The 25796-nt window shown below is 73.0% G+C and carries 20 protein-coding genes and 1 pseudogene; 7 read left to right on the plus strand and 14 right to left on the minus strand.

Annotation, left to right across the window (positions count from 1 at the left end):
* Nucleotides 1-84: 84 nt before the first annotated feature.
* Nucleotides 85-2130 (minus strand): SPFH domain-containing protein, encoded by a 2046-nt coding sequence (locus tag ORI94_RS26460; RefSeq protein ID WP_266080078.1) that lies wholly within the window; start codon nt 2128-2130, stop codon nt 85-87.
* Nucleotides 2131-2372: 242 nt separating this feature from the next.
* Complete coding sequence (locus ORI94_RS26465) at nt 2373-2753, minus strand: hypothetical protein (protein WP_266080080.1); 381 nt, start codon at nt 2751-2753, stop codon at nt 2373-2375.
* 292 nt (nt 2754-3045) lie between these two features.
* Between ORI94_RS26465 and ORI94_RS26470 the strand changes: the two genes are divergently transcribed.
* Complete coding sequence (locus ORI94_RS26470; protein ID WP_266080082.1) at nt 3046-4107, plus strand: PucR family transcriptional regulator; 1062 nt, start codon at nt 3046-3048, stop codon at nt 4105-4107.
* A gap of 69 nt (nt 4108-4176) precedes the next feature.
* Here the strand turns inward: ORI94_RS26470 and ORI94_RS26475 are convergent, their stop codons facing one another.
* The gene (locus ORI94_RS26475) at nt 4177-4701 is read right to left on the minus strand and encodes a DUF6299 family protein (protein WP_266080084.1); all 525 of its coding nucleotides are present in this window, start codon (nt 4699-4701) and stop codon (nt 4177-4179) included.
* A gap of 242 nt (nt 4702-4943) precedes the next feature.
* On the opposite strand from ORI94_RS26475, the pseudogene ORI94_RS26480 reads away from it, so the two are divergent.
* From ORI94_RS26480 to ORI94_RS26490, 3 genes and pseudogenes are all read left to right on the plus strand, one after another.
* Nucleotides 4944-5153 (plus strand): annotated as a pseudogene (locus ORI94_RS26480) (DUF5999 family protein); the annotation flags it as partial.
* Nucleotides 5154-5306: 153 nt separating this feature from the next.
* Nucleotides 5307-6119: a PaaX family transcriptional regulator C-terminal domain-containing protein gene (locus ORI94_RS26485; RefSeq protein WP_266080086.1), complete on the plus strand. Its 813-nt coding sequence runs from the start codon at nt 5307-5309 to the stop codon at nt 6117-6119.
* A gap of 272 nt (nt 6120-6391) precedes the next feature.
* Nucleotides 6392-6841 carry an ATP-binding protein gene (locus tag ORI94_RS26490; RefSeq protein ID WP_266080088.1) on the plus strand — a complete coding sequence of 150 codons (450 nt, stop codon included), beginning with the start codon at nt 6392-6394 and terminating at the stop codon, nt 6839-6841.
* A 65-nt stretch (nt 6842-6906) separates the two neighbouring features.
* Here the strand turns inward: ORI94_RS26490 and argF are convergent, their stop codons facing one another.
* From argF to ORI94_RS26510, 4 genes are all read right to left on the minus strand, one after another.
* A complete protein-coding gene (gene argF, locus ORI94_RS26495; protein ID WP_266080090.1) occupies nt 6907-7917 on the minus strand; it encodes an ornithine carbamoyltransferase in 1011 nt (336 codons plus the stop codon).
* 78 nt (nt 7918-7995) lie between these two features.
* Nucleotides 7996-9249, minus strand: coding sequence for an arginine deiminase (locus ORI94_RS26500; RefSeq protein WP_266080093.1), 1254 nt, complete (start codon nt 9247-9249; stop codon nt 7996-7998).
* A 160-nt stretch (nt 9250-9409) separates the two neighbouring features.
* Entirely contained in the window at nt 9410-12028 is a 2619-nt protein-coding gene (locus tag ORI94_RS26505; protein WP_266080095.1) for a polynucleotide kinase-phosphatase, read from the minus strand.
* Nucleotides 12025-13497 carry a 3' terminal RNA ribose 2'-O-methyltransferase Hen1 gene (locus ORI94_RS26510; RefSeq protein WP_266080097.1) on the minus strand — a complete coding sequence of 491 codons (1473 nt, stop codon included), beginning with the start codon at nt 13495-13497 and terminating at the stop codon, nt 12025-12027. Before ORI94_RS26510 ends, ORI94_RS26505 begins: the two co-directional genes overlap by 4 nt.
* Nucleotides 13498-13909: 412 nt before the next feature.
* Between ORI94_RS26510 and ORI94_RS26515 the strand changes: the two genes are divergently transcribed.
* Both ORI94_RS26515 and ORI94_RS26520 read left to right on the plus strand, forming a co-directional pair.
* A complete protein-coding gene (locus ORI94_RS26515) occupies nt 13910-15583 on the plus strand; it encodes a PP2C family protein-serine/threonine phosphatase (protein ID WP_266080099.1) in 1674 nt (557 codons plus the stop codon).
* Nucleotides 15580-16041, plus strand: coding sequence for a response regulator (locus ORI94_RS26520; protein ID WP_266080101.1), 462 nt, complete (start codon nt 15580-15582; stop codon nt 16039-16041). Before ORI94_RS26515 ends, ORI94_RS26520 begins: the two co-directional genes overlap by 4 nt.
* Here ORI94_RS26520 and ORI94_RS26525 read toward each other — a convergent pair.
* The 7 genes from ORI94_RS26525 to ORI94_RS26555 form a co-directional block, all read right to left on the minus strand.
* Complete coding sequence (locus tag ORI94_RS26525; protein WP_266080103.1) at nt 16023-18311, minus strand: ATP-binding protein; 2289 nt, start codon at nt 18309-18311, stop codon at nt 16023-16025. The genes ORI94_RS26520 and ORI94_RS26525 overlap by 19 nt on opposite strands.
* A gap of 485 nt (nt 18312-18796) precedes the next feature.
* Nucleotides 18797-20440 (minus strand): multicopper oxidase family protein, encoded by a 1644-nt coding sequence (locus tag ORI94_RS26530; RefSeq protein ID WP_266080105.1) that lies wholly within the window; start codon nt 20438-20440, stop codon nt 18797-18799.
* Nucleotides 20441-20995: 555 nt separating this feature from the next.
* On the minus strand, nt 20996-21919 hold the full coding sequence (locus ORI94_RS26535) for an LLM class F420-dependent oxidoreductase (protein ID WP_062194335.1): 924 nt from the start codon (nt 21917-21919) through the stop codon (nt 20996-20998).
* 395 nt (nt 21920-22314) lie between these two features.
* A complete protein-coding gene (locus tag ORI94_RS26540; RefSeq protein WP_266080108.1) occupies nt 22315-22800 on the minus strand; it encodes a DUF6099 family protein in 486 nt (161 codons plus the stop codon).
* Between the two features lie 219 nt (nt 22801-23019).
* Nucleotides 23020-23325 (minus strand): nucleotide pyrophosphohydrolase, encoded by a 306-nt coding sequence (locus ORI94_RS26545; RefSeq protein ID WP_266080217.1) that lies wholly within the window; start codon nt 23323-23325, stop codon nt 23020-23022.
* Nucleotides 23326-23389: 64 nt separating this feature from the next.
* Nucleotides 23390-24625, minus strand: a complete 1236-nt coding sequence (locus tag ORI94_RS26550) for an ATP-binding protein (protein ID WP_266080110.1) — start codon at nt 24623-24625, stop codon at nt 23390-23392.
* 100 nt (nt 24626-24725) lie between these two features.
* Nucleotides 24726-25124 carry a cell division protein SepF gene (locus ORI94_RS26555; protein ID WP_062192162.1) on the minus strand — a complete coding sequence of 133 codons (399 nt, stop codon included), beginning with the start codon at nt 25122-25124 and terminating at the stop codon, nt 24726-24728.
* A 206-nt stretch (nt 25125-25330) separates the two neighbouring features.
* Between ORI94_RS26555 and ORI94_RS26560 the strand changes: the two genes are divergently transcribed.
* Entirely contained in the window at nt 25331-25786 is a 456-nt protein-coding gene (locus ORI94_RS26560) for a tellurite resistance TerB family protein (protein WP_266080115.1), read from the plus strand.
* The last annotated feature ends 10 nt before the right edge of the window (nt 25787-25796 follow it).

Genomic DNA, 25796 nt, shown 5'->3' on the forward strand with positions numbered 1-25796 from the left:
GGCGGGGGGGCGGGGGGGTGGTGGGGGGGGGGGGGGGGGGGCCCCCCCCGGGGGGGGGCCCCCCCCCCCCCGACCCGGGGGTGGTCAGGCCCTGGCGTGGCCGTTCAGTGCGGCCAGCGGGGTGTCCGCGAGGCCCAGCTCCCCGGCTTTCTCGATCAGTTGCTTGATCTGTCCGGTGTGGTCGCCACCCGTCTGCATCAGCTTCACGAGCAGCGCGGACACCGTCAGGTTCTGTACGTCGGCGCTCGACACGGAGCCCAGGATCCGGCTCACGTCGTCGGTGAAGCTCGCCGAGCCGTCCAGCCACGGGCCGGCGAGGGCCTGGGCGGTCTCGGAGTGCTGGACGAACCCGTCGATGCCCTTGCCGAGCGCGATGGACGACACCAGCCGGTCGAGGAAGACGGACTCCCCGCCGACGATGTTGATGTCGGCGTTCTCCAGACCGGTCGCGAGCACCGTGGCCTGGGCCTCGGCGACCTGCCGCTGCACCTCGAGCCCGGCGAGCCGTACGTCCTTCTCCGCCTCGAGGCGCAGCCGGTACTCCTCGTGGCCGCGGGACGCCTCGTCCAGCGCGGCCATCGCCGCCGCCTTCTCGGTGAGGCCGGCGGCCTCCGCCTTGAGCCTGCCGCTGATGCCCTCCGCGTCGGCGAGCGCCCTGGCCCGCGCGCCCTCGGCCTCGGCACGCATCCGGGCCTCGGCCGCCTCGGCCTCGGCACGGCCGGCCTTCTCGATGACGTCGGCCTCCTTGTCGCGGACCTGTACGAGGGCGAGTCCCTCGGCCGCGGCCTCGGCCTGGATGCCCTCGGCCAGCCGCACCTTGGCCTGGGCGTCGAGGTCGGCGCTCTTCAGCCGGGCCTCGGCCAGGGTCAGTTCCTCGGCGGCGCGGTGCGTGGCGGACACCTCGGCGGCCTCCGCGGCCTTGATGTCCTTGACCAGCTTCTGCTGCGCCTCGGCCTCGGCGGCGATGACGACGGCCTGGCGCCGGCGCTCCGCCTCCTCCACGGCCCGCAGCTTCTTGATCGACTCCTCCTGCTCGGCGACCGTACGGTCCACCGCGACGCGCTCCCGGACGACCTCGGCGATGTCGCGCTTCTGGCCCTCGACCTCCTTGTCGGCGGCGATCCGGGTCAGCTCGGTCTCCCGCTCGCGGGCGATGACCTCGAGCATCCGGTCCTTCTCGATGCGCTCGCTCTCCACGGCGATGACCCGCTCGCGGTTCTTGGCGGCGACGGCGACCTCACGGGCCTGGTTCTCGCGCTGCACGCCGAGCTGCTCCTCGGTGCGCAGGAAGGCGCTCTGCGCGCGCAGCCGCTCCTCCTCCACCACCCGTGCCGTCTCGGCCTCCTCGCGGGCCCGTACGGTCTCTATCTCCCGGCGCTGCTTGATCTCGGCGTCGGTCTGCCGGCGCTCCAGCTCGAGGATCGCCTCGCGCGCGTCGACGTTCTGCCGGGTGATCTCCTTCTCCTCGCCGCGCTGGGCCTCGTTGGTGCGGACGTGTTCCACGGCCGTCAGCTCGGTGATCTTGCGGATGCCCTGCGCGTCGAGCACGTTGCCCGGGTCCAGCTGGGCCAGCGGCGTCTGCTCGAGGAAGTCGATCGCCGCGTCCTCGAGGTGGTAGCCGTTGAGGTCGACGCCGATGACCTCGATGATCCGGTACCGCAGTTCCTCGCGCTTGGTGTAGAGGTCGGTGAAGTCCATCTGCTTGCCGACGGTCTTCAGCGCCTCGGAGAACTTCGCGTGGAACAGTTCCTGCAGCGTGTTCCGGTCGCTGGCCCGCGTGGTGCCGACGGCCTGCGCGACCTTGATGACGTCGTCGACGGTCTTGTTGACCTTGACGAAGAAGGTGATGCGGATGTCCGCGCGGATGTTGTCCTGGCAGATCAGGCCTTCCTTGCCGGCCCGGGTGATCTCGATGGTCTTCACCGAGATGTCCATGACCTCGGCCTTGTGCAGCACGGGCAGCACGATCTGCCCGGTGAAGGTCACGTCGACCTTGCGGACCTTGGAGACGATGAGCGCCTTGCCCTGCTCCACCTTGCGGAACAGCCTGGACATGAGGAACAGCACGACGAGTGCGGCGAGCAGGCAGACGCCGACGAGCACGGCGATGCCGACGGTGGCAGCATCCATGGGATACGTCCTTCGGAGCTGGGTGACGGACAGGAGTGACAGGTCGGCGCCGGGCGCCGAGGAGGGTGGCGGCGGGGCCGCCCCGGTGCCTCTCGGCCCGGACTGTGCGCGGTGGTGACGTGGCGGCCGTGCGGCGGTGGCGTGACGGCGTGCGGCACGGGTGGCTCGCACGGGAGCCGCACGCCGGCTCCGCCCCGGGACACGCCGGGCCCGCCGCCCCGGTTCCCGCCGGGTCCGCGGAACTACCGGGACGGCCCGGGTTCGTCGGGCACCGGACGGTGCAGCGGGCGTACGAAGAAGCGGGTCAGCCGCCAGGCCGCGAGGACGGCTCCGGCCAGGGCCGGAAGGCGCAGCAGTCCCGCGCCGGGCCCGTCGGGTACGTGCGCGTCGAGCAGCACGGTCACGCCGGTGGCGAGCAGCCAGGCGAACAGGGTCAGCAGGGACAGCGCGAGGGCGACCGGCACGCCGCCCATCCCCCAGGCGTCGAGGTCCGCGTCCGCGTCGAAGGCGTGCGGAGTGGTGACGCCGACGGCCACCAGCAGCCAGAAGCAGGCCGCCACGACGAGGGCCGCGGTGAGCAGAAGCGTGGGCAGGCCCGTGGCGGCCTCCGCGATCATGTGCATCCCCGGCCACCTCCCTTTCCTGGTTCCCGCGTCCCGCGTTCCGCGTGCCGCGCCCTGTGACGGCTCGCGCCGACGGCAGCACCGGCCCCCGGTGGTTCCGGTGCCGGACACCTGCCGGTGTCCGGCACCGGAACCGTCCGCGGTGCTCCCCGCGGACCATGATGGCCGGTCAGGCCCCGCTCACGCATTGCCGGTTTCCGGCAATGTTCACTAGGGTCTGCATGCCGGGTGCGCGATCGGGGGCCCGCCGGAGCGGCGTCAAGGACGCGTCAGGATGTGTGGGGGGAGAGCTGTGGCGGAGCGGGAGATTCCCGGGGAGTATCTGCAAGGTTATGCCCGGATCCTGGAGGAGGTCGCGGCCACCGGCCGGCGCCTCTCCCGGGACGAGCTGAGCTCCCGCCGGGCCCTGGGGGAACGGGCCGCGGAGGCGGGCTTCGGTCTGCGCGCCCTGGTGCGCACGCACCTGACCGCCACGCGTGAGGTGTGGCCGCGCGGCCAGGACGACTCGGCCGAGGAGGCGCTCGCCGCCGTGCAGCAGGCGGTGGACGCGTTCGCCGAGGGCTACGAGCGGGCGCAGCGCCTCGCCGTCCGCCAGGAGGAGGCGGCACGGCGGGAGTTCATCGACGACCTCCTCTACGGCCGCAGTGACCTGGGCCGGCTCGCCGAACGGGCCGAACGATTCGGCCTGCGGCTCTCCCACGAGCACGCGGTCGCCGTCGCCCGGGGCCCCGTCGCCTACGACGAGGGCGACGCCGTCCCGCGGCGGGTGGAGCAGGCCCTCAACTCCCGGTTCGGCAACCGCAGCATCCTGCTCACCACCAAGGACGGCCGGCTGCTGTGCATCGCCCCGGGGCACCAGGGCGAGGTGCTCACGCACTTCGCCAAGCAGGCGCACGCCGCCACCGACGGCGGCCAGGTCGCCGTCGGCCGCCCGCAGCCCGGGGCCGGCGGGGTCGTCCAGTCGTACGAAGAGGCCCTGAGCACGCTGGAGATCGCCGAACGGCTGGGACTGGACGATCCGGTGCTGCACGCCGCCGAACTGCTGGTCTACCCCGTCCTCGCCCGCGACCGCCAGGCCATGTCCGACCTGGTGCACAGCACCCTCGGCCCGCTCACCTCGGCCCGGGGCGGCGCCGAGCCGCTCCTCGGGACGCTCACCGTGTACTTCGACTCGGGCTGCGTGGCGGCGGAGGCGGCCCGGCGGCTCGCACTGAGCGTGCGGGCGCTGACCTACCGGCTGGAGCGTATCCACAAACTCACCGGCGCCAACCCGGCCGACCCCGCCCACCGTTACATGCTGCAGACCGCGGTCATCGGCGCCCGCCTGCTGGACTGGCCGGCCGAGCAGCTCTGATCCGGGCGGCTGCGCCCCGGGGAGCTCCGGTGCGGGGAGCTCCGGTGCGGCGGGGCGGGCGCCGGTGGCTCAGCCGCGGTCCAGGGTGATGTCCTGCCGCAGGGACGCGTGGAACAGGGGCAGCGGGAGGCCTCCGACGGGGCTCAGCTCGACGAGGGTGACCTCGACGTCGGCGGCACCGGCCTCCAGGGCGTCGGAGGGGACGCTTCCGGTGTTCTCCCAGCGGTGGGTCCGGCCGTCGCACTGCGCCTGGGTGCCGCCGATGCCGTAGCGCGTGACGGCCGGCTCCTGGCGGACGGAGGAGCCGACCAGGACCGGCCCGGAAGCATCCGTACAGCGGTACGTGCCGGAGAGCGTGACGCGGCGGCCGTCGGGGGCGATCAGGCCCACGGGGTCCACCGTCACGGAGGCGGGGGACGCGGCGGGAGCGGCAGGGGGCTCGGGTGCGGCGGACGCGACCGAGGGCGCGGCCACGACGGCCCCGAGCAGCAGCGCCCCGCAGGCCGCCGCACCGGCGAGGACGGAACGCACGGGACGCACGGGCCCGGATGCGGTGGCGGTGGCGGTGGCGGACGTGGATGTGGGTACGGACATGGGGAACCTCCCGGAACGCGGGGAACGAGGGCTTGAGTCCCTCAGCAGTACCGGAGGAGCGGCCCGGGACGGGTGACCCTCACCCTTCCGGTGGCGAGTTGGCACCGGCCGTGGGGGGGACCGTCCCGGAACCCTCCGGGAGCCGTCACGCTTCCCGGCAGGACGTTCCGACGGGCTCCCGGCGGGGGCACGGCCGGGGTGGACGGCCCCTTCGGATCGATCCACCCACGCGGAGGTACGCCCTGTGTGCCCGCCGGACGTCACGCCCCCGGCCCCGGCACCGGCACCGGACCCGGGTACAGGCCCCCCATCCGGTCGCCGCCCACCCGGAGCAGGGCGGGAGCCCGAGGTGCGACGGCACGGTCCTCTTCGACGGCACGGGCGAGCTGCTGCCCGACGGCCGCGCGATCGCCCCGCACCGGGTCCCTGCGGACCACCTCACCGTCGCCGCCCGACCGGACGCGGCACGGCGCACACCCGGCACGGTGCGACGCGTCGCCCGGCGCGGGAAACACCCCCTTACCGGAACCTCCTTGTCCGGTAAGGGAGATGACCAGGCGTGATGCCGACGCCCCGGGGACGGGCACCGATCGGCACGACCTAAGATGATCAACGTGTCCGACCAGCCTGCCCCACGGTCTCTCATCGTCACGCTCTACGGTGCGTACGGCCGCTTCGCGCCGGGCCCCGTGCCCGTCGCCGAGCTGATCCGGCTGCTGGCCGCGGTCGGCGTCGACGCTCCCGCCGTGCGTTCCTCGGTGTCCCGGCTCAAGCGGCGCGGGCTGCTCCTGCCGGCCCGCACCGCACAGGGGGCGGCGGGATACGGGCTGTCGCCGGAAGCGCGCCGGTTGCTGGACGACAGCGACCGCCGTGTGCACGCCGCCGCGAGTCCCGCGGACGAGGGCTGGGTGCTCGCCGTGTTCTCCGTGCCGGAGTCCGAGCGGCAGAAGCGTCACATCCTGCGCTCCCGGTTGTCCGGCCTCGGTTTCGGCACCACCGCTCCGGGCGTGTGGATAGCGCCGGCCCGGCTGCACGAGGAGACCAGGCACACCCTGGAGCGGCTGCGGCTGGACGGTTACGTCGACCTCTTCCGCGGTGAGCACCTCGGGTTCACGCCCACCGCCGAGGCGGTCGCCCGCTGGTGGGACCTGGCCGGGATGGCCAAGGAGCACGAGGCGTTCCTGGACCGGCACGCGCGCGTACTGGACGCCTGGCGGCAACGCGAGGACACCCCGCCCGAGGAGGCGTACCACGACTACCTCCTCGCCCTCGACTCCTGGCGCCATCTCCCCTACACGGACCCCGGGCTCCCTCTCGGGCTGCTCCCCGAGGACTGGCCGGGTACGCGCTCGGCGCACGTCTTCCACGGCCTGCACACCCGCCTGCGGGACGCCGGGGCGGTCTTCGCGGGCTTGTGACACGTGCCACACGGCACCCGACGTGCGACCCACGGCCCACGGGGCTTCCCTTTGGCCCCTCGTGTCACCGATCCGTGACCGCCGTCATGATTGCGCGACAGGCGGGCCGGGCATGATCGACGCGACGGGCCCGAGGGCCCGTCCGGCGGGGGCGGGGAGCCGTGCCGTCCGCGCACTCCGGAGGCATGACGGCCGTCACGGGCCGACGACACCGCCTGAGGGCCACGCCGTACCATTGAGTGATTGAAAGCAGGACCACCTGCCTGCTCTCCATGATCGGATCCAGCGTGTACGAACCCTCGACCTCCGCATCCTGGCGCGTCGCGCTGCCGCACACCACCGCGGCCGTGCCCGTCGCCCGTGCGCTGGTCCGTACCGCGCTGGCCGAGCGGGAGCACGCCGCGGACCGGGACACGGCGGAGCTGCTCACCGCCGAGCTGGTGGCCAACGCCGTGGAGCACACCGCCGGGGGCGCGCCGATCGAGCTGGTGGTGGAGCTGCTGCCCACCGGCTGCCGGGTCGAGGTGCACGACACCGATCCGCGGGCGCCCGCCGACCTGGCCCGCCCGCCGCTCCGCGAGCCGGACCCCTGGCAGGAGCACGGGCGCGGGTTGCTGCTGATCCGCACCCTGAGCTCGTCGTGCGGCCACCGCCCGACCGCCTCGGGCAAGGCCGTGTGGTTCCGGCTGCAGGCGGTGCCGCGCCAGCGCCGGCCCGACTGAACCGGCCCGATTGAACCGGACCGGCCGAACCGGGCCGCCCGAAGCGGTCCGGCCGCCGCCCCGGCTCAGGCCAGGGTCGCCACCAGGACCGCCTTGATCGTGTGCATCCGGTTCTCCGCCTCGTCGAAGACGACCGAGTGGGCCGACTCGAACACCTCGTCGGTCACCTCCAGCGACTCCAGGCCGTGCTTCTCGTACACCTCACGGCCGACCCGCGTCCCCAGGTCGTGGAAGGCCGGCAGGCAGTGCAGGAAACGGACGTCCGGGTTGCCGGTGGCCCGCAGCACGTCCATGGTCACCGCGTACGGCGCGAGGGCGGCGATCCGCTCGTCCCAGACCTCCGGGGGCTCCCCCATCGAGACCCAGACGTCGGTGACGACGAAGTCCGCGCCCGCGACGCCCTCGGCGATCTCCTCGGTGAGCGTGATGCGGGCCCCGCTGGACTCGGCGAGCGCGCGCGCCCGGTCGACGACGTCCTGGGCGGGCCAGTAGGCCTTCGGGGCGACGATGCGGACGTCCATGCCCAGCAGGGCCGCGGTGACGAGGTAGGAGTTGCCCATGTTGAAGCGGGCGTCGCCGAGGTAGGCGAAGGAGATCTCCGTGACCGCCCTCCCGCCGCCGTGCTCGGTCATGGTGAGCACGTCGGCGAGCATCTGGGTGGGGTGCCAGTCGTCGGTCAGACCGTTGTAGACGGGCACACCCGCGTAGTCGGCGAGGGTCTCGACGGTGGACTGGGAGTCGCCCCGGAACTCGATCGCGTCGAACATCCGGCCGAGCACCCGCGCGGTGTCCTTCGCGGACTCCTTCTTCCCGATGTGCGAGCCGCTCGGGTCGATGTACGTCGTGGAGGCGCCCTGGTCGGCGGCGGCCACCTCGAAGGAGCAGCGGGTGCGCGTCGAGGGCTTCTCGAAGATCAGCGCGATGTTCCTGCCCTGGAGGTACCGGGTCTCGGCGCCGGCCTTCCTGGCGGCCTTCAGCTCCGCGGCCAGGTCGAGCAGGCCGAGGAACTCCTGCGCGGTGAAGTCCACCTCCTTGAGGAAGTGGCGCCCTGCGAGGGCGGTCGGGACTGTCACCATGGGACGCTCCAGAGGTACGGGGGCAGGATCGGGCCAGGTCGGACACAGACGCATGGAAGTCTATACGAACATCAGCATTTATATGCGCGACCTGCTCCCGGAGCTTCCCTGGACTGCCTCCCGCTCGACCGGGCAGCTCATGCAGCGCGGTCCGCCCCTGCCCCGGCCCAGTTCGCTGCCGGGGATCTCGATCACCTCGATGCCCTGCTTGCGCAGATGCGTATTGGTGGTGGCGTTCCGCTCGTAGGCGACGACGACGCCCGGCTCGACGGCCAGGACGTTGCAGCCGTCGTCCCACTGCTCGCGCTCGGCGGCGTGGACGTCCTGGGTGGCGGTCAGCACCCGGATCTCGCTGAGCCCGAGCGCGGCGGCGATCGCGCGGTGCATGTGCTCCGGCGGGTGGTCGGTGACCTTCAGTTCCCTGTCCCCCGAGCCGGGTTCGATGGTGTACGAACGGAGCATGCCGAGGCCCGCGTACTGGGTGAAGGTGTCGCCGTCGACCATCGTCATCACCGTGTCCAGGTGCATCACGGCGCGTCTCTTCGGCATGTCCAGGGCGACGATGGTCTCGGCGGAACCCGCGGCGAACAGTTTGTGCGCCAGCATCTCGACGGCCTGCGGGGTGGTCCGCTCGCTCATGCCGATCAGCACCGCGCCGTTGCCGATGACCAGGACGTCCCCGCCCTCGATGGTGGACGGGTAGTCGGCCTGCCCCTCGGACCAGAGGCGGAAACTCTCGTCGCGGAACAGCGGGTGGTGCCGGTAGATGGCCTCGAAGTGCACGGTCTCGCGCTGCCGGGCGGGCCACCGCATGGCGTTGATGGAGACCCCGTCGTAGATCCAGGCGGAGGTGTCGCGGGTGAAGAGGTGGTTGGGCAGCGGGCGGAGGAGGAAGTCGTCGAGTTCCATGGCGTGGAAGCGCACCGACGTCGGTTCCGCGTGGGCGTCCAGGAACTCCCGCTTGGTCATCCCGCCGACCAGCGCCTCGGTCAGCTCGGCCGAGGGCAGGGCCTCGAACGCCGCGCGGAGGTGGTCGGTGGCCAGCGGGCCGTACTCCTTCTCGTCGAAGACACGGTCCAGGACGAGCGAGCGGGCCGCCGGGACGTCCAGCGTGGAGGTGAGCAGGTCACCGAAGAGGTGGACGGTGACCCCCCGGTCACGCAGGACGTCGGCGAACCCGTCGTGCTCGGCGCGCGCCCGGCGCACCCAGAGCACGTCGTCGAACAGCAGGGCGTCCTTGTTGCTGGGAGTGAGCCTCTTGAGCTCGAGATCGGGCCGGTGCAGGATGACGCGGCGCAGCCGTCCGGCCTCGGAGTCGACGTGGTAGGTCATGTCTCCATCCTGACCACCAAAGGGGCCGTTCACCCCTCTGCGGACGGGAGGGAGGGACGACAGCCGTCGACCCGGCCGTCCCCGGCGCGGCCCGGCGGCCGGGGCGGCCCCGGGGGCGCCCCGGGGCCCCGCTCCGCGTCGCGTCCGCGTCCGCCAGGACCTACAGCCGCGGGTCGACCGGCTCCGACTCCAGGGCCAGGACGCCGAAGACGGCCTCGTGGACCCGCCACAGGGGTTCGCCGTCGGCGAGGCGGTCCAGGGCCTCCAGGCCGAGGGCGTACTCGCGGACCGCCAGGGACCGCTTGTGGCCGAGGGAACGGCCGCGCAGCCTGGCCAGGTTGTCGGGGCGGGTGTACTCGGGGCCGTAGACGATCCGCAGGTACTCGCGGCCCCGGCACTTGATGCCGGGCTGCACCAGGCGGCCCTTCGGGTCGCGGGCCAGGGCCCCGACCGGCTTGACGACCATGCCCTCGCCGCCGCGTCCGGTCATCTCCAGCCACCAGTCGACGCCCGCCCGCACCGACTCGGGGTCGGCGGGGTCGACGTACAGGCGCCGGGTGGTCTGCAGCAGGCCCGTGGGATCGTGCTCGACCATGCGGTCCAGCAGGGCGAGCTGCTCGTCGTGCGGCAGCCCGGCGAGGCTGCGCCCCTGGGCGGCGAGGATCTGGAACGGGGCGAGGCGTACGCCGTCCAGCTGGTCGGTGGTCCAGCAGTAGCGGCGGTACGCCTGCGTGAACGCGCCGACCGCGCCGGCCCGTTCCCGCTGGCGTTCCAGCAGTTCCCGCACCTCGACGCCGCGGGCGGCGGCGCTCTCCAGGGCCGCCAGGGCGCCCGGGAACACCGCGCCGCCGGCGGCGCCCACGGCGGCGTACTGCGAGCGCAGCAGCCCGGACGCCTTCAGCGACCACGGCATCGACTCGGCGTCCAGCAAAAGCCATTCGGTTTCGAGGGTCTCCCACAGCCCGGCGTCGGTGATCGCCGTGCGCAACCGGCCGAGGATCTCCTCGGTGACCGCCGCCTCGCCGAAGAACGGGCGGCCGGTGCGGGTGTAGAGCGATCCGGCAGGGCCGTTCCCGACCCCGAAGTGCCGGGCGGCGGCGTCCGCGTCCCGGCAGACCAGGGCGACCGCGCGTGACCCCATGTGCTTCTCCTCGCACACGACGCGCCCGACCCCGTCCTCCTCGTACTGGGCGAAGGCCTCGGCCGGGTGCTCCAGGTAACCGTCCAGGTGCGAGGTGGCGGTGGGGGCCATGGTCGGCGGAAGGTACGGCAGCAGGCGCGGGTCGATCGCGAAGCGGCTCATGACCTCCAGGGCCGCGGCCGCGTTCTCCTCGCGCACGGCCACCCGGCCGGCGTACCGGGTCTCGACGGCCCGGCGGCCGTGGACGTCGGCGAGGTCCAGCGGGCGGCCGTCCTGTCCGCCGGGGGCCTCGGTGCGCAGCGGGCGGGCCGGCTCGTACCAGACCCGCTCGGCCGGTACGTCGACCAGTTCCCGCTCCGGCCAGCGCAGCGCGGTGAGCTTGCCGCCGAAGACGGCGCCGGTGTCCAGGCAGATGGTGTTGTTGAGCCAGGTCGCCTCCGGGACCGGGGTGTGGCCGTAGACGACGGCGGCGCGGCCCCGGTAGTCCTCGGCCCACGGGTAGCGCACCGGCAGGCCGAACTCGTCCGTCTCGCCGGTGGTGTCGCCGTACAGCGCGTGCGAGCGGACCCGGCCGGAGGTGCGGCCGTGGTACTTCTCCGGCAGGCCGGCGTGGCAGACGACGAGCCGGCCGCCGTCGAGGACGTAGTGGCTGACCAGGCCGTCGACGAACTGCCTCACCTCGGCGCGGAACTCCTCGCTCTCCTGGTCCATCTGCTCGATGGTCTCGGCCAGGCCGTGGGTGTGCTGGACCTTGCGGCCCCTGAGGTACCGGCCGAACTTGTTCTCGTGGTTGCCGGGGACGCACAGCGCGCTGCCCGACTTCACCATGGACATGACCCGGCGCAGCACGCCCGGGCTGTCCGGGCCGCGGTCGACGAGGTCGCCGACGAAGACCGCGGTGCGGCCCTCGGGGTGGACGCCTTCGGTGTAGCCCAACGCGCCGAGCAGCGACTCCAGTTCGGCGGCGCAGCCGTGGACGTCGCCGATGATGTCGAAGGGCCCGGTGAGGTGGGTGAGGTCGTTGTACCGCTTCTCGGTGACGACGGTGGTGTTCTCGACCTCGTCGACACCGCGCAGGACGTGCACCTTGCGGAAGCCCTCGCGCTCCAGGCTCCTCAGGGAGCGCCGGAGTTCGCGGGTGTGGCGCTGGACGACCCGGCGGGGCATGCCGGCGCGGTCGGCGCGGGCCGCGTTGCGCTCGGCGCACACCTCCTCGGGCACGTCGAGCACGACGGCTATCGGCAGGACGTCGTACTGCCGTGCCAGGTCGATCAGTTGACGCCGGGCGTCCTGCTGGACGCTGGTGGCGTCGACGACGGTGCGGCGGCCGGCGGCCAGCCGCTTGCCCGCGATGTAGTGCAGGACGTCGAAGGCGTCCTTGGAGGCGCTCTGGTCGTTCTCGTCGTCGGCGACCAGGCCGCGGCAGAAGTCGGAGGAGATGACCTCGGTGGGCTCGAAGTGGCGCCGGGCGAAGGTGGACTTGCCCGAGCCGGAGGCGCCGACGAGTACGACGAGGGAGAGGTCGGTGACGGGCAGGACCCGGCCGCGGTTCCCGGCGGGCCGGGCTCCGGGCGGGGCATCGCTGGAGGCCTCGGGCCGGACTCCGGTCCGGGCTCCGGTGGTGGTCTCGCGGGTCATGCCGCCTTCGCCTCCTTCCTGTCCTTCGTCTCCCCGGTCACGAACACGGCCATCTGGGTGGGCGGGCCGACCTCCGGGTCGTCCGGGCCCACGGGCACGAACCCGACGTCGTATCCGTGCCGTTCGGCGACCTTCGCGGCCCAGGCGCGGAACTCCTCGCGGGTCCACTCGAAGCGGTGGTCGCCGTGCCGGGCGTGACCGGCCGGAAGGCTCTCCCAGCGGACGTTGTACTCGACGTTCGGAGTGGTCACGACGACGGTCCGGGGGCGGGCCGCGCCGAACACGGCGTACTCCAGGGCGGGCAGCCTCGGCAGGTCGAGGTGTTCGATCACCTCGCTGAGCACGGCGGCGTCGTACCCCCTGAGCCGCTTGTCGGTGTACGACAGCGAGCCCTGGAGAAGCCTCACCCGGGACGCCTGGCGCTCCCCCATGCGGTCCAGCCCGAGCCGCCGGGAGGCGATGGCCAGCGCGCGCATGGACACGTCGACGCCGACGATCTCGGAGTAGACCGGGTTGCGCAGCAGCTCCTGCACCAGCTGCCCCTGCCCGCAGCCGAGGTCGAGCACACGGGTGGCGCCGGAGGCAGCGAGGGCGGCGACGATGGCCTCCCGGCGCCGCACGGCGAGCGGGGTCGGCTTCTCCTCTTCCCCCGTGTCCGCCGCGACGGCGTTGTCCATCTCCTCGACGACGCTGTCGTCCGTCTCGGCCAGCCGGACCAGCTCGAGCCGCTCCAGCGCCTGGCGGGTCAGTGACCAGCGGCGGGTGAGGTAGCGGCTGGTGATCAGCTGCTGCTCCGGGTGGCCGGGCAGCCAGCCCTCGCCGGCGCGCAGCAGCTTGTCGACCTCGTCGGCGGAGACCCAGTAGTGCTTGGCGTCGTCGAGGACGGGGAGCAGGACGTAGAGGTGGCGCAGGGCCTGGGCGAGGGTGAGGGTGTCCGACTCCAGGACGAGGCGTACGTACCGCGAGTCGCCCCAGTCCGGGAACTCGGTGTCCAGGGCCACCGGGTCTGCCGTGACCGTCCAGCCGAGCGGCTCGAAGAGCCGGCCGACCAGGGCGGGGCCGCCGCGCGCGGGCAGCGCGGGCACCTCGACGCGCAGCGGCAGCGGCTGTCCGGGCAGCTCCGGGCGGGCCTTGCACACGCCGCGCATCGCGCTGGAGAAGACGCTGCTCAGCGCGACGGCGAGCAGCGAGGACGCCGCGTACGGGCGGTCGTTGACGTACTGCGCGAGAGCGGCGTCGGGGGCGCCGCCGCGCCCCTTGCCCTTGCCCCGCCGGACCAGTGCCACCGCGTCCACCTCCAGCAGCAGTGCCGCCGTGCACCGCTCGGCGTCCGCCTCGGGGTAGAGGACGTGCGCGGTGCCGTAGGACAGAGGGGCCGAGAACGGGCTGTCGGGGTGCTTGTGGAGGAGGAAGCCCATGTCGGTGGCAGGGTTGGCCTTGTCGCCGGTGGTGGAGATCGTCAGGAACACGTGACCGAGTATGGGTCCCGTCGGCCCCGTACCGGTACCCGATTTCCTCGCGACGGCAGCGGGCCCACCGGATCGACCGGCGTCCTGCCGCAGGGGAGCTCCGGCCCTCGCCCCACCGGGAACGGAAATCGCCGGGGGATGTGCCGTGCCTCCCTGCCGTGCCGTCCGCGCACCACGTCGGCCGACCGCCCCGGCGGGACCGGCGACCGGCGCTCCGCGGGGCCCCTGTCTGGAGGCGGTCGGCGTCCGCCTGGCATAGCGTTTCCCGTGAGGGGGCCGAGTCGACGGCGGCGACAGGAACGGCGGACCAGCGGTGGTGCAGCACGAGGGCAGAGCTTCCCCCCAGGCGGATGACGGATGGTGGTCCGGCCGGCTGCATGAGCTCTGGCGTGCCGCCGACACGGCGCAGGACGTGAGAGGGCTGGAGGTCTTCCTCTACGACATGCTGCTCCGCACGCCCGGTGTACTGGCCGTCGTGGGCACCCGCTGGAGCGGGGGGCTGCTGCACTACCTGCGCAGTGCCACCCTGGCGGAGCCGACGCCGTCGTTCATTGAATTCGAACGGAATTTCGGTGACGCTGCCGCGGCCGGGGCTCCGGTCGGCAATCCGACCGTCACGGTCCACGAGGTGTCGGGGCTCGACGGCGCCATGCCCCACGTCCAGGTCCTGGCGGCGGCGGGCGCCCGGAGCGTGGCCGAGTGTGCCGTACCGCTGGGGCAGGGCGGCTGGGCGTCGTTCATGGTCGGCACCGCGGCCGGGGACGCGGCCGACGTGACGCTGCGGGCCCGGTTGAAGCAGGTGGCCGAGGTCACCATGGTCTCCGACAAGCGCATCATGGCGCGGCGCGAGGACGAGCTGCGTGGGGTGAGTGACGCCTTCCTGGCGGAGGCGTCGTTGCAGATGGGCTCGAGCCTCGATGTGGAGAGGACCGTGCAACGGGTGGCTCGGACGGCTGTTCCCGCTGTGGCCGAGGGGTGCGTCCTGCACCTGCGCCTTTCCGGCGGACTGGCTGCCGTGGCCTACTCGCACATGGACGCGGGCGAGCAGCAGTGGCTCGGTGCGGTCGCGGCCGAGGACCGCTGGCTCACCGACGTACTGCAGCAGGTCGTCGACCGCGGGCAGGGGCTGGTGCTGCAAGGTGACGAGCTGGAAGGCGGGCCCTTCGGTCCCGCCTCGTCCGGGGCGGGGCGGGCCGTGCGGGCGCTCAGTGTGAATCCGCTCAAGGCCCGGGGGAGGGCTCTGGGCACTCTGACCTTCCTGTACCACCGCGCGAACATCGCCGAGGTGCCCTCGCGGTTCCTCGCCGATCTCGCCGACCGGGCCGCGTTGGCCATCGACACCAGCACCCTGTACGAACAGCGGCGCCGGCACGTGGTCTCCCTCCAGCGGCATCTGCTGCCGAGAGAACTGCCCCGGATCCCGGGGCTCGTCCTGAGCTCGGCATACGAAGTGGGCGACGTCTCGCTCGATGTGGGTGGTGACTTCTATGACGCCGTCCCGGGGCCGCGGGGCGGTGTGACGCTCCTCATCGGTGACGTCTGCGGTCGCGGGGCGGAGGCCGCGGGACTCACCGGTCTGGCCCGCCACACCCTGCGCACCCTGCTCGAGGACGGCAGCACGCCCGAGCACGCGCTGGGACGGCTGAACCAGGCCCTGGTCAGGGAGGGCACGTCCCGCTTCGTGACAGCGCTCGTGGCGGTGCTGGTGCCGGACGGAAAGGGATTCCACCTGCGGTATTGGAACGCCGGACATCCGGCGCCCCTGGTGCGGCGCGAGGACGGCGCCGTGCAGGAGCTCTCCGCCCACGGCGATCTGCTGGGTGTGCTGGAGGAAACCGAGTACGGATCCGGGTCGGCGCACGTGGCGCCGGGTGGCGCGCTGGTGCTGTTCACCGACGGGGTGACCGAGGCGAGAGCGGCTGACGGAACGTTCTTCGAATCCTGCCTGCGGGACGCGGTGGCCCGGCAGGGAGCCGGTGAGGCTCAGGGGTTCGCCGAACGGCTGGCGGCGGCCGTCGTGGAGTTCCGGGCCACGGGTGCGGACGACATCGCCGTGCTCGTCGCACAGGTGGAGACGGCCGCGTGAGCGGGCCGGCCGGGGATCCGAGGATCGATCACGACCTCGTCTGGGTGGTCGAGGATTCGGCGGAGGACGCCGAGGCGATCCGGCGGGCGCTCGGTCGCACCCATCCGGATCTGACGCTGCTGTTCACGGACAGGGGGACCGGAGTCGCCGAGCGGTTGCTGGAAGCCACCCGGCGACCGGGGCTCGTCCTCCTGGATCTGAACATGCCCGGCCTCAGTGGAGCCACGGTGCTCCGGTCGATCCGCTCCATGCCCGAACTGGACAACGTGACCGTGGTGGTCTTCACCTCGTCCACCACGCCGGACGAGGTCGACGCGACCTACGCGGCAGGGGCCGACAGCTACATCTACAAGCCGATCAACTTCGAGCTCTTCCGCACCGTCCTGAAGGGGGCCGTGGACTACTGGCAGAGAAGGGCGGAGGGCGAGGGTCCTTCCGCTCAGTCGCCGCCTTCCTGACCCAGGGTGAAGCAGAAGCTGGCCCCGCGGCCGGGTTCGCTCTCGAGCCACAGCTCGCCGCCGTGCCGTTCGACGATCCGTTTGACGATGGCGAGCCCCACGCCGGCGCCTCCGCCGCGCTCCTCCGGCCCGTGCAGTCTGCGGAACAGCTCGAACACCTCACCCTGCTGGTCGGCCGGAATGCCGATGCCGTTGTCGCGGACCACGACGGTCTGCCGGGGGGCCCCGCCCGCCGGCGGGCGGAGTGCGTCGACCAGGACCTCGACCGTGCGGTCTCCTTGATCGGCGACGTACTTGGCGGCGTTCACCAGGAGGTTGACCAGGACCTCGTGGAGCCGGTGCTCATCGGCGTACACCTCGGGCAGGTCTCTTCTGACGACCCGCACGTGGGCCTCGGCCAGACGTTCCCCGGCCACGTCGAGTGCGGAGTCCAGCACCCGGTCCAGTGGGACACGGGTCAGGTGCAGCCCGCCTCGGCCCAGCCGGGCGAAGTGCATCAACGAGTCGAGCAGGTCGTCCATCCGGCCGGCCAGCCGCCGCATGGTGAGAAGCCGCCGGACGGTCGTCGCGTCGAGGTCCGCCGCGGCGTCCTCGAGGACGAAGGTCACGGCGTTGGAGATGCCTCGCAGGGGTTCCTTGAGGTCGTGGGCCGCCACATGGGCGAACGAGTCGAGGTCGGCGTTGGTGATGCGCAGCTGTTCGTTGAGCGAGGCCAGTTCGGCCTCGTGCCGCAGCACGAGACCGGTCAGCGTGCGCCAGAGCTCCAGCGCGGTGGCGCGGTCGGCCGGCGTCCAGGGCAGGCTCTGTCCCTGTACCGCCGCGCGGAAGACCGCACCTGACCCGCGCGGGGTGAGCCGTTCGCCCCGCGGGCCGACCAGGACGGGGCGGGAAGGGTCCGTGGCCCATTGGCGGGCGGCGGGGCGGGCCTTGCGGAACCAGGCGAGGAAGTCACCCGCGCGGCTCAGCGTCACCATCAGGATCCCCGCCGGTCCGCCTTCCGTCATGTCGCCGCCGGGCTGGCCGGGTTCCTCGGACAGGCGGTCCGTGCTCCAGACGGTGCCCGGTGACGACCCCGCCGCGCGTGTCCGGAGGGCCTCCAGCAGAGCGGGCGCCACACTCGTCCCGCTGGTGGTGCTGCGGCCGCCGCGGCAGAGCGCCGCGCCATCGGCGTCCAGCAGCGTTCTGAGCGCTTCGTCGCCTGCCAGGAGCGAGTGCTCCGGATCGGACGTGAGCCGGGAGGTGATCCGGTCGAGGCGCTCACGGGACGTGCGGAGCGCCTCGGCCTGCTCCCGTTCCTCGACGACCGCGAGTTGCAGGGAGAAGGCGACGCCGAAGAACTCGCACGCCGCCCGCAGTTCCGGGGGAATCGTGGCGGCGGCGTCGCCGTGACAGGCGATCAGCCCCCAGAGCCTGCCCTCGCGAAGGACGCTCACCGACATCGACGACTTCACACCGAGGTTCCGCAGGTACTCCAGATGAAAGCCGGACACGGTGCGCAGTACGGAGTTCGACAGGTCCAGCGGCAGGTCGGAGCCGGACCGCCGCGGGGGGTGCAGGCCCACACTGCTGTCGTCCACGTCGGCGATCACCCGGATCCAGTTGTCGCGGTAGAGCCGCCTCGCCTGGGGCGGGATGTCACTGGCGGGGAACCAGAGCCCCAGCCAGGGCTCGTGGCCGTCGGTGAGCGCCTCCGCGACCACCTCTCCAGGCCCGTCCTCGTCCTCGAAGCGGTAGGCGACCACCCGGTCGAAGCCGGTCAGCGCCCGGACCTCGTGGGTGGCCGCCTGGCAGCACTCGGTTACCGTCGTCGCCGATCGAAGCCGTGTCAGGGCACGCCGGACGCCCTGGTAGTAGGACGCGAAATGCGGCAGCGCGACGGTTCGGGGCTCGCACTCCAGGATGACGAGGGGCCCCTGCCGGTGGGCGGTCACGTCGAACGTCCTGGGGGCGCCTGCCACGTCGACGGAGACGGGGAGAACCAGGCTCGCCGCCTCGTGCTGAGCGCCGACCTCCAGGGCCTGGGCCCAGTCCCGGGGGGACAGCACCCGCGTGACGGGTCCCCCGACCAGCTCCTCGGCCGCGATTCCCAGCAGGCCGCCGGTGTTCAGGGCCGCGGTGTCCACGGTGCCGGTGTCGGCCTCCACCGCCAGCAGGGTGCCGTGGGACTGGATCCGGCCGAGCAGGTGAACGGGCTCCTGGAGGCATGCGTCGAGGTCGAAGCCGATGGCCGCCGCGGCTTCGGCCTCCCGCCCGGGGTCCGGAAGGGGCATCTCTTCTCCCACGTGGCGTGTTCTCGATCCGGTCTGGTCGGCTGCCCGGTCCGCCGGGATCCCCTTGTGGCGCACCGGGGCCGGGGGCCGCTGCGGGCGTGTGTCGTCGCTTTCGGCCGCGGCCGGTCCCGGGGTCCGGCCGCACAAGCCGGGCCCGGGGCCGGGGGTGGAGCTCCCCTGCCGACCGGCGCCGGCCACCCCCCGCGGTCGGGCTCCCCGGCCGCAGCCCCGGCCGTGGGGCTCGCCCACGCCTGGCAGGGGCGAGCCATGGGCCCGGCCGTACGCGTCAGGGGAGGGACGTCTCTCCCGGTCCACGACTGGTCCGTGGACCGGAGGGGCAACCGTGCGGGACGGGCGTTCGGTCGATGGTGCGGATCACCGACACCACCGCTCGCATGTGCAGGGCCCGTACCGCGGACGTTCCGCCACAGGTGCGTCTGCGCGGTCCCGGGGGCCCGCAGCCGGCGGGGCGGTCGATGGCGTCGTCACTTCCGGTAGCCGAGGATGGTCATCATGCCGGATTCGGAGTGGTACTGGTTGTGGCAGTGCAGCATCCACAGGCCCGGGTTGTCGGCGTTGAAGTCGACGACGAGTTTGCGGTGCGGCAGTACCAGGGCGGTGTCCTTGCGGGCTCCGGCCGCGTGGGCGCCGGTGAGGGCGAAGGTGTGGCCGTGCAGATGCATGGGGTGCCACATGTCGGTGGCGTTGGTGAAGGTCAGGCGGACCCGTTCGCCCTCCCGGACGGGGTGGCGTTGCTCGACGGAGTAGGTCCGACCGTCGAGTCTCCAGTTGAACTGCCTCATGCTGCCGGTCAGTCTGAAGCTCAGCTCGCGGTCCGGGGTGCGGTCGCAGAGGGCCACGGACTCGTCCGGCACGAGCCGGCAGGCCGGCACGAGCCGGCCGTCGAGCTCCTTCGGGTGCGCGGAGCATCCGGGGAAGCTTCCACTGCCGGTGCGCAGGACTGCCAGGGCCCTCGCGTTCTTGCCTTCGGCGAGCGCGACCAGCGGGAACACCCCGTCCTTGGCGGTGACGAGCACGTCGTAGCGTTCGGCCATGCCCAGCAGCAGGGCGTCCGTGCGCGTGTGCTCGACCGGGTAGCCGTCCGTGTGCGTCACGGTCATCTCGTGGCCGCCGAGTGCCACCCGGAAAGCCGTGTCGCCCCCGGCGTTGATGATCCGCAACCGGATCCGGTCCCCGGGGCAGGCCCGGAAGACCGAAGCGGCTTTCGGGAGGCGGCCGTTGATCAGATAGTGCGGGTAGTCGACGTGACCGCCCGCGCTGTCCAGCACGCGGCTGTGCCCCTTGTGCAGGACGCGGGAGGGGCCGGCGGGCTTGGCGGGGGCGAGCATCGAGTCGTGTGCGGCGCTCTCGCCCATGTCCATCGGGATGCTCCTGCCCTGGTGCAACTGCGCGAGCACGCCGTCCGGGGTGGAGCCGTCCACGCCGTCCACCCAGTCGTCCAGGACGACGACCCACTCCTTGTCGTAGCACAAGGGCTCCTTGGGGTCCTCGACGATCAGCGGGGCGTACAGGCCGCGGTCGAGCTGCATTCCCGAGTGTGAGTGCACCCAGTACGTACCCGGATGCGGCACGGCGAAGCGGTGGGTGAAGTCCGCGCCCGGCTCGACGGAGGACTGGGTCAGGCCCGGTACTCCGTCCATGTCGCAGCGCAGACGGATACCGTGCGGGTGCAGCGTCGTCGTCACGGGCAGGTGGTTGACGAGCCTGAGGTTGAGGATGTCACCCGCGGTGACCCGGACCTCCCTGCCGGGCAGCATGTCACCGTACGCCCACGATTCAACGGTCTGCCCGCCCAGGTCGAGGGACGTCTCGGTGGCGGTCAGCGCGACCGTGCGCAGGGGACCGGACCCGCGTTCCCTCTCGGCAGCGACGACCTCGGGATCGGACGGGTTCACGTACCCCGTGGGCCCCTTGGGAACGAAACCCCCGCGGCGGCGGCCGGGGGCCCCGGCCGCCGCCGCGGGGGCGCCGGTGGCGGAGGGCGGACCGGACGCGGAGTGAGGGCCGGGCCCGGAGTGCGAGCCTGACCCGGAACAGGCGGCCAGGGCTCCGGAGCCGACGGCCGCGATCGAGGCACCGAGCAGGGTGCGCCGCGTATGTGAGTGCATGACTGAATAACACATGTCTTATAGTCATATATGCGGTAATTAGATCGGCGCGTCCCGTGATTCACCCACGCCGCTCGAGGAGTCCCCGCCAGAACCCCGCGGGAGGGGTCGTGTGCTCCGTCTCGGCCGTCCGCCCGGTTCCCGGAGCGGCCCGGGACGTCGGTTCACCCACCCGCACCGGGCCCCGCCCGTCAGCACCGGGGCGCTGCGGCAGTGAGGCCGCAGGGCCGGGCCGGTGGCCGGCTCCGTCGGCCCCGGGGCGCCTACGAGGTGCCGACGGAATGCCGACGGTGCAGTCGGCCGCCGCCGAGAAGAGCCTCTGCCGAACGTGCCGGGCGGCCCCGGGCCTCTGCTCCTTTGGGCCCCGGGCCTGCCGGGAGTGCGGAGGTGCGTGCAGGCCTGCGGGATCGGCCTGACCGTGCGGGGCCGTGGGGGGGGGCCCCCCCCCCCCCCCGGGGGGGGGGCCCCCCGGGGGGGGGGCGGGGGGGGCCGGCGGGGGGCGGCGGCCGCCCGGGGGGGGGCGGGGGGGGGGCCCCCCCCCCACGGCCGGAGAGGCTAGCCCAGCTGGGACTGGACCTGGGAGGAGATGAGTTCCAGGTGGTCGAGGTCGGACAGGTCGAGGATCTGGAGGTAGATGCGCCGGGCGCCGGCCTCGGCGTAACGGCCGATCTTGTCGACGACCTCGGCGGGGGTGCCCGCGAGCCCGTTGGCGCGCAGTTCGTCGGGCTCGCGGCCGATCGCGGCGGCGCGGCGGGCGATCTCCTGCTCGTCCTTGCCGACGCAGGCGACCAGCGCGTTGGAGTACACGAGGGCGCCGGGGTCGCGGCCTGCCTCCTGGGCGGCGGCGCGCACCCGGCCGAACTGCCGCTCGCTGTCCTCGACGGAGGCGAACGGCATGTTGAACTCGTCGGCGTACCGCGCGGCCAGCCGGGGCGTGCGGACGGCGCCGTGGCCGCCGATGAGCACCGGGACCTTGGGCTGGGCCGGCTTGGGGAGCGCCGGTGACCGCGTGAGGTCGTAGTACGTGCCGTGGAAGTCGTAGGTCTGGCCGGTCCCGGTCGCCCACAGGCCGGTGACGATCTCCAGCTGTTCCTCCAGGCGGGCCATCTTCTCCTTCGGGAAGGGGATGCCGTACGCCTTGTGCTCTTCCTCGAACCAGCCGGACCCCAGGCCGAGTTCGACGCGGCCGCCGGACATCTGGTCCACCTGGGCGACCTGGATGGCGAGGACGCCGGGGAGCCGGAAGGTGCCGGCGGTCATCAGGGTGCCGAGCCGGATGCGCTTGGTCTCGCGGGCGAGGCCGGCGAGGGTGATCCAGGCGTCGGTGGGGCCGGGCAGGCCGTCCCCGGAACCCATCTTGAGGTAGTGGTCGGAGCGGAAGAAGGCGTCGAAGCCGAGTTCCTCGGTGGCCTTGGCGACGGTGAGCAAGGTGTCGTAGGTGGCCCCCTGCTGGGGCTCGGTGAAGATACGGAGATCCATACCTCCATCCTGCCTGCTCGGACCCGCTGCGGTCCGGCCGGCCCTTCGCCTCCCCGTGTCGCACCCAGCGCTCCGGCCGGGAAGGTTCGCCGGGCCGGCGGCCGGAACGGCGGGACGGGCGGTGACGTCCGTTGCGACGCGTGCGCGTGGCCGCGGGGGGCCGTAGCGGCCGCCTCGGTGCCGTCCGCGTCCACCACGGCCGCACCGCCGACGGGGCCGCTCCCGGGGAGCAGCAGCCGTGCAGGCGGGTGACGCCGTGGGGGCGGCAGCAGGCCGACGGCAGGCGGTCGGGTTCGCACTGCTTCGCCCGGGCCCGGCCGCCGCGCCTCCAGCGGTCGAACGGACGCCACCGCACCTCCGGCCGTCGCGACCGCCCACCCGGCGAACCCGCGCGGTCACGGCAACCGGCCCCGACCGGCCTCGTGTTCGGCGAGGGCCTGGTCGCGGTCCGCCAGTCTGCGGAGCATCTCCAGCACGCGGTCACGGGACTCGTCCGCCGCGTCGATGGCCTCCACGCACTGCCAGTACGAGGACTCGTCGACCGCCGAGGAGGCCATGCCGACCAGCGCGATGCCGACCTCGCCGAGAAGTCCGCCCAGGTGCAGCAGGGCCTGCCGGGCGTCGCCCAGCTCGGTGAGCAGGTCGGCGCGTGACCCGCCCGGACCGAGCCGCGGGGTGTCCAGCACACCGCAGCCGCGTCCCGCCAGCTCGGTCAGGCCCAGTGCCTCACCGCGCAGTTCGTGCGGGCCGGCGACCGCGAGGCGGCTGCCTATCGCCTGCGCGAGTGCCTGCGCCTGCCACACCTCCGCCGAGAGCTCCGGCATGCCGCCGGCAGTGGTGAGGGCCCGTCTGCTCGTCCCTATGAGCCGCACAGCGTCCATGCGCCGCCCCTGTCTGTCCGACGCGCTGCCCGCGCGTCCGCCCAACTCTCCTGTTCACTACCCAGAGTGAGGCAGTTTGAGACAGAACTTCGAACAGAAGGCGGAGATCTGGGGACAACAATTCGAAAACGGTCGGCATGTTGAATGCGGAGAGTGATAACGGAGAATTCCGCTCCGGGGAGGGGTACTCCGCGGAGGGCGGTCCGCGGAGTGCCCCGTTCAGACCGGGAAGCGGCGCTCGTTGCGGTCGATCTTGGCGCTCAGGGCGGCCAGCGGGTCGACGCCGAGCACCCCGCACAACTGGAGGAGGTACGCGAGCACATCGGCCACCTCGTCGCCGACGCGGTGCGCGGTGTCCGGGTCGTCCATGACGCGGGCCGACTCCTCCGGTGTCAGCCACTGGAAGATCTCCACCAGTTCGGAGGCCTCCACACTGAGCGCGGTGACGAGGTTCTTCGGGGTGTGGTAGGGCTGCCAGTTCCGTGCCGCGGCGAACTCGGCGATCCTGCGCTGGAGTCCGGCCACGTCGAGCGGGGCGAGCGGGTCGGCGGGGGCGGCCGGGGCGGTGGGGCGCGTCGGGTCGGGCGTGTCAGTCACGGTTCAGGTGTACCACCGTCACGCCGTCCACCCCCGCGGCCCAGGACGCGTCGCTCACCGCCCCGACCAGCCGGATGTGCCCCCGCTCGCACATCCGCGCCGCCAGCCGCAGCAGTTCCGCGCGCTGGAGCGGGTCCATGCCCCGGTCGAGCCCGTCGGCGAGCACGGTGAGGGTCTGCAGCGCGGCCGGGACCTCGCCGGACGCGTCGACCTCCAGCACGCCGGGCCCGGTGAGCAGCACCAGCGCGAGCGCGACGTACCGCAGCTCGCCGTCGCCCAGGCGCCCGAGCGCGGTACGGGTTCCGTCGCCCCGGTCGAGCAGGGCGCGGACCAGGCCACCGCCGCACGGCTCGGCGAGCAGGCCGGTGACCGGCCCGGCGCATCCGGCGCGTACGGCGGACACCAGGAGCCCGTACCGGATCGCGCACTCGGTGCGGGTGCGCCACAGCACGTCGGCGAGGTTGCCACAACCGCCGAGCAGCCGCCCGGTGCCGGTCGGCACGGCGTCGCGCATGCCGTCGGGCCGGGGATCGCAGGCGAAGACCGAGCGCAGGGCGACCACCATCTGCTCGGCGGCGGCCAGCACCCTGCGCTCGCCGGGCGTCCGGCCTGCGACGCGCAGCGGCAGCAGCGCGGTGCCCAGCCGGTCGTCGGGCAGCGGACCGCGGGTGACCGGGGCGGTCCCGGCGGTGTGCCACGCGGCGTGCACGGTGCGACCCCGGGGGTCGCGCAGCGCGGACTCCAGCAGGACCACCCCGTCCGCCGTCAGCCGCTCCCCCGCGATCCGCAGCGTGGGTTCGGCCTGCACGGCGACCTCGAGCCGGACCGGGCCCTCGGGGCCGTCGGCGGTGCAGCCGACGCGGAAACCCCGGCGGCCCTGCGCGTCGGCGCGGGCCCGTTCCGGTACGCACGCGTCCGGTGCGGGGAACGCCTCGCCGAGCCCAACCCCGCCACCGAGCCGGGCGAGCGCCTGGTAGGCCCGCAGGGCGCTGGTCTTGCCGCTGCCGCTGGCCCCGGCCAGCAGGGTGAGGGGACCGAGCGGAAGCCCGGTGTTGCGGTGCCCGGCGAAGGCGGACAGCAGCAGCTCGGTGATGTGCGGCCGGTCGGGGCACCGGCGCCCCCGGGCGCCGCCCTCCCCGGAGGAGGCTCCGGGGGACGGGACACGGGGCAGGGGGGAGGAGGGAGACGGGGAGGGCAGGGCCGGCGGCGACCGGTGAGGCAGGGTCATGTGCGGGACGCTAGGACTCCGGAGCGGGGCGAACCGTTCCGCTTGTGCGCGCTTCCCACGATCGGGCGAAGCGCCCGTCCACTCCCCCGCGCCGGCCCGGCTAGCCGTTCCCGGGGATCCCCATCCCCTGCATCAGGCCGGTCACTTCGGTGTCGGCCGGGGTCAGCAGGAAGACGTTGCGGTCGACGCGGTGCATGCCACTGCCCAGGCCGAAGACGACACCGGTGCTGAAGTCCAGTATCCGCTTGGCGACGTCGCCCTCCGCACTGGTGAGGTCGAGGAGGACCGGTATCCCGGACATCAGCGTCTCCGCGACGTCGCGGGCGTCCGCGAACACGTTCACCCTCAGGACCACGAGGCGGCGTCGCGCCTCGGTCTCGGCCTCGGGGACGGAACGGTGGCCCACCGAGGACGGCCAGGCGTCGTGGCCCCGCAGCGGGACGACCTGGGCGAGCCCTTCCCACTGTTCGTCGGTGACATCGTGGCTGTTCACCGGCATGCTCCGTCCTGGGTGGCACTGACTGTCTGCATCGGGCAATTCTTACGCATGGTCACCCGTTCGGCCCAACAGTGACACCCCCGCCAACTCGGAACGCCCGAGTCCGGCACGTCCGCCCCGGGGCCGGGGCCGGGTCCACCGACTTCTACACTGCTGTAGATATTGGTTGCGCGCACGCGCACCTGATCCGAACACCTGGAGTACGCATGGCCCTGTGGGACCGCATCAAGGAGTCCGCGTCGCAGATGCAGACCCAGCTCGAAACGAAGAAGAACGATCTCAGGAGCGGCGCCTTCCGCGACGCGAGCATGGCCATGTGCGCCCTGGTCGCCGCCGCCGACGGGTCCGTCGACCCCTCGGAGCGGCAGCGGGTGGCCCAGCTCATCTCCACCAACGACGTCCTGCGGAACTTTCCCGCGGACGATCTGCGCCGCCGCTTCGAGGAGAACCTCGACAGGCTGGTCGCGGACTTCGCCTTCGGCAAGGTGAGCGTGCTGCAGGAGATCGCCAGGGCGAAGAAGAAGCCAGCCGAGGCACGTGCCGTGATCCAGATCGGCATCGTGATCGGCGGCGCGGACGGCGACTTCGACCAGAACGAGCAGGCGGTCGTCCGGGAGGCGTGTTTCGCCCTGGGGCTGCCGCCGCACGAGTTCGACCTCTGAGACGCACACC

It is taken from the genome of Streptomyces sp. NEAU-W12 (assembly GCF_026242095.1).
In the GTDB taxonomy this organism is placed as follows: Bacteria; Actinomycetota; Actinomycetes; order Streptomycetales; family Streptomycetaceae; genus Streptomyces.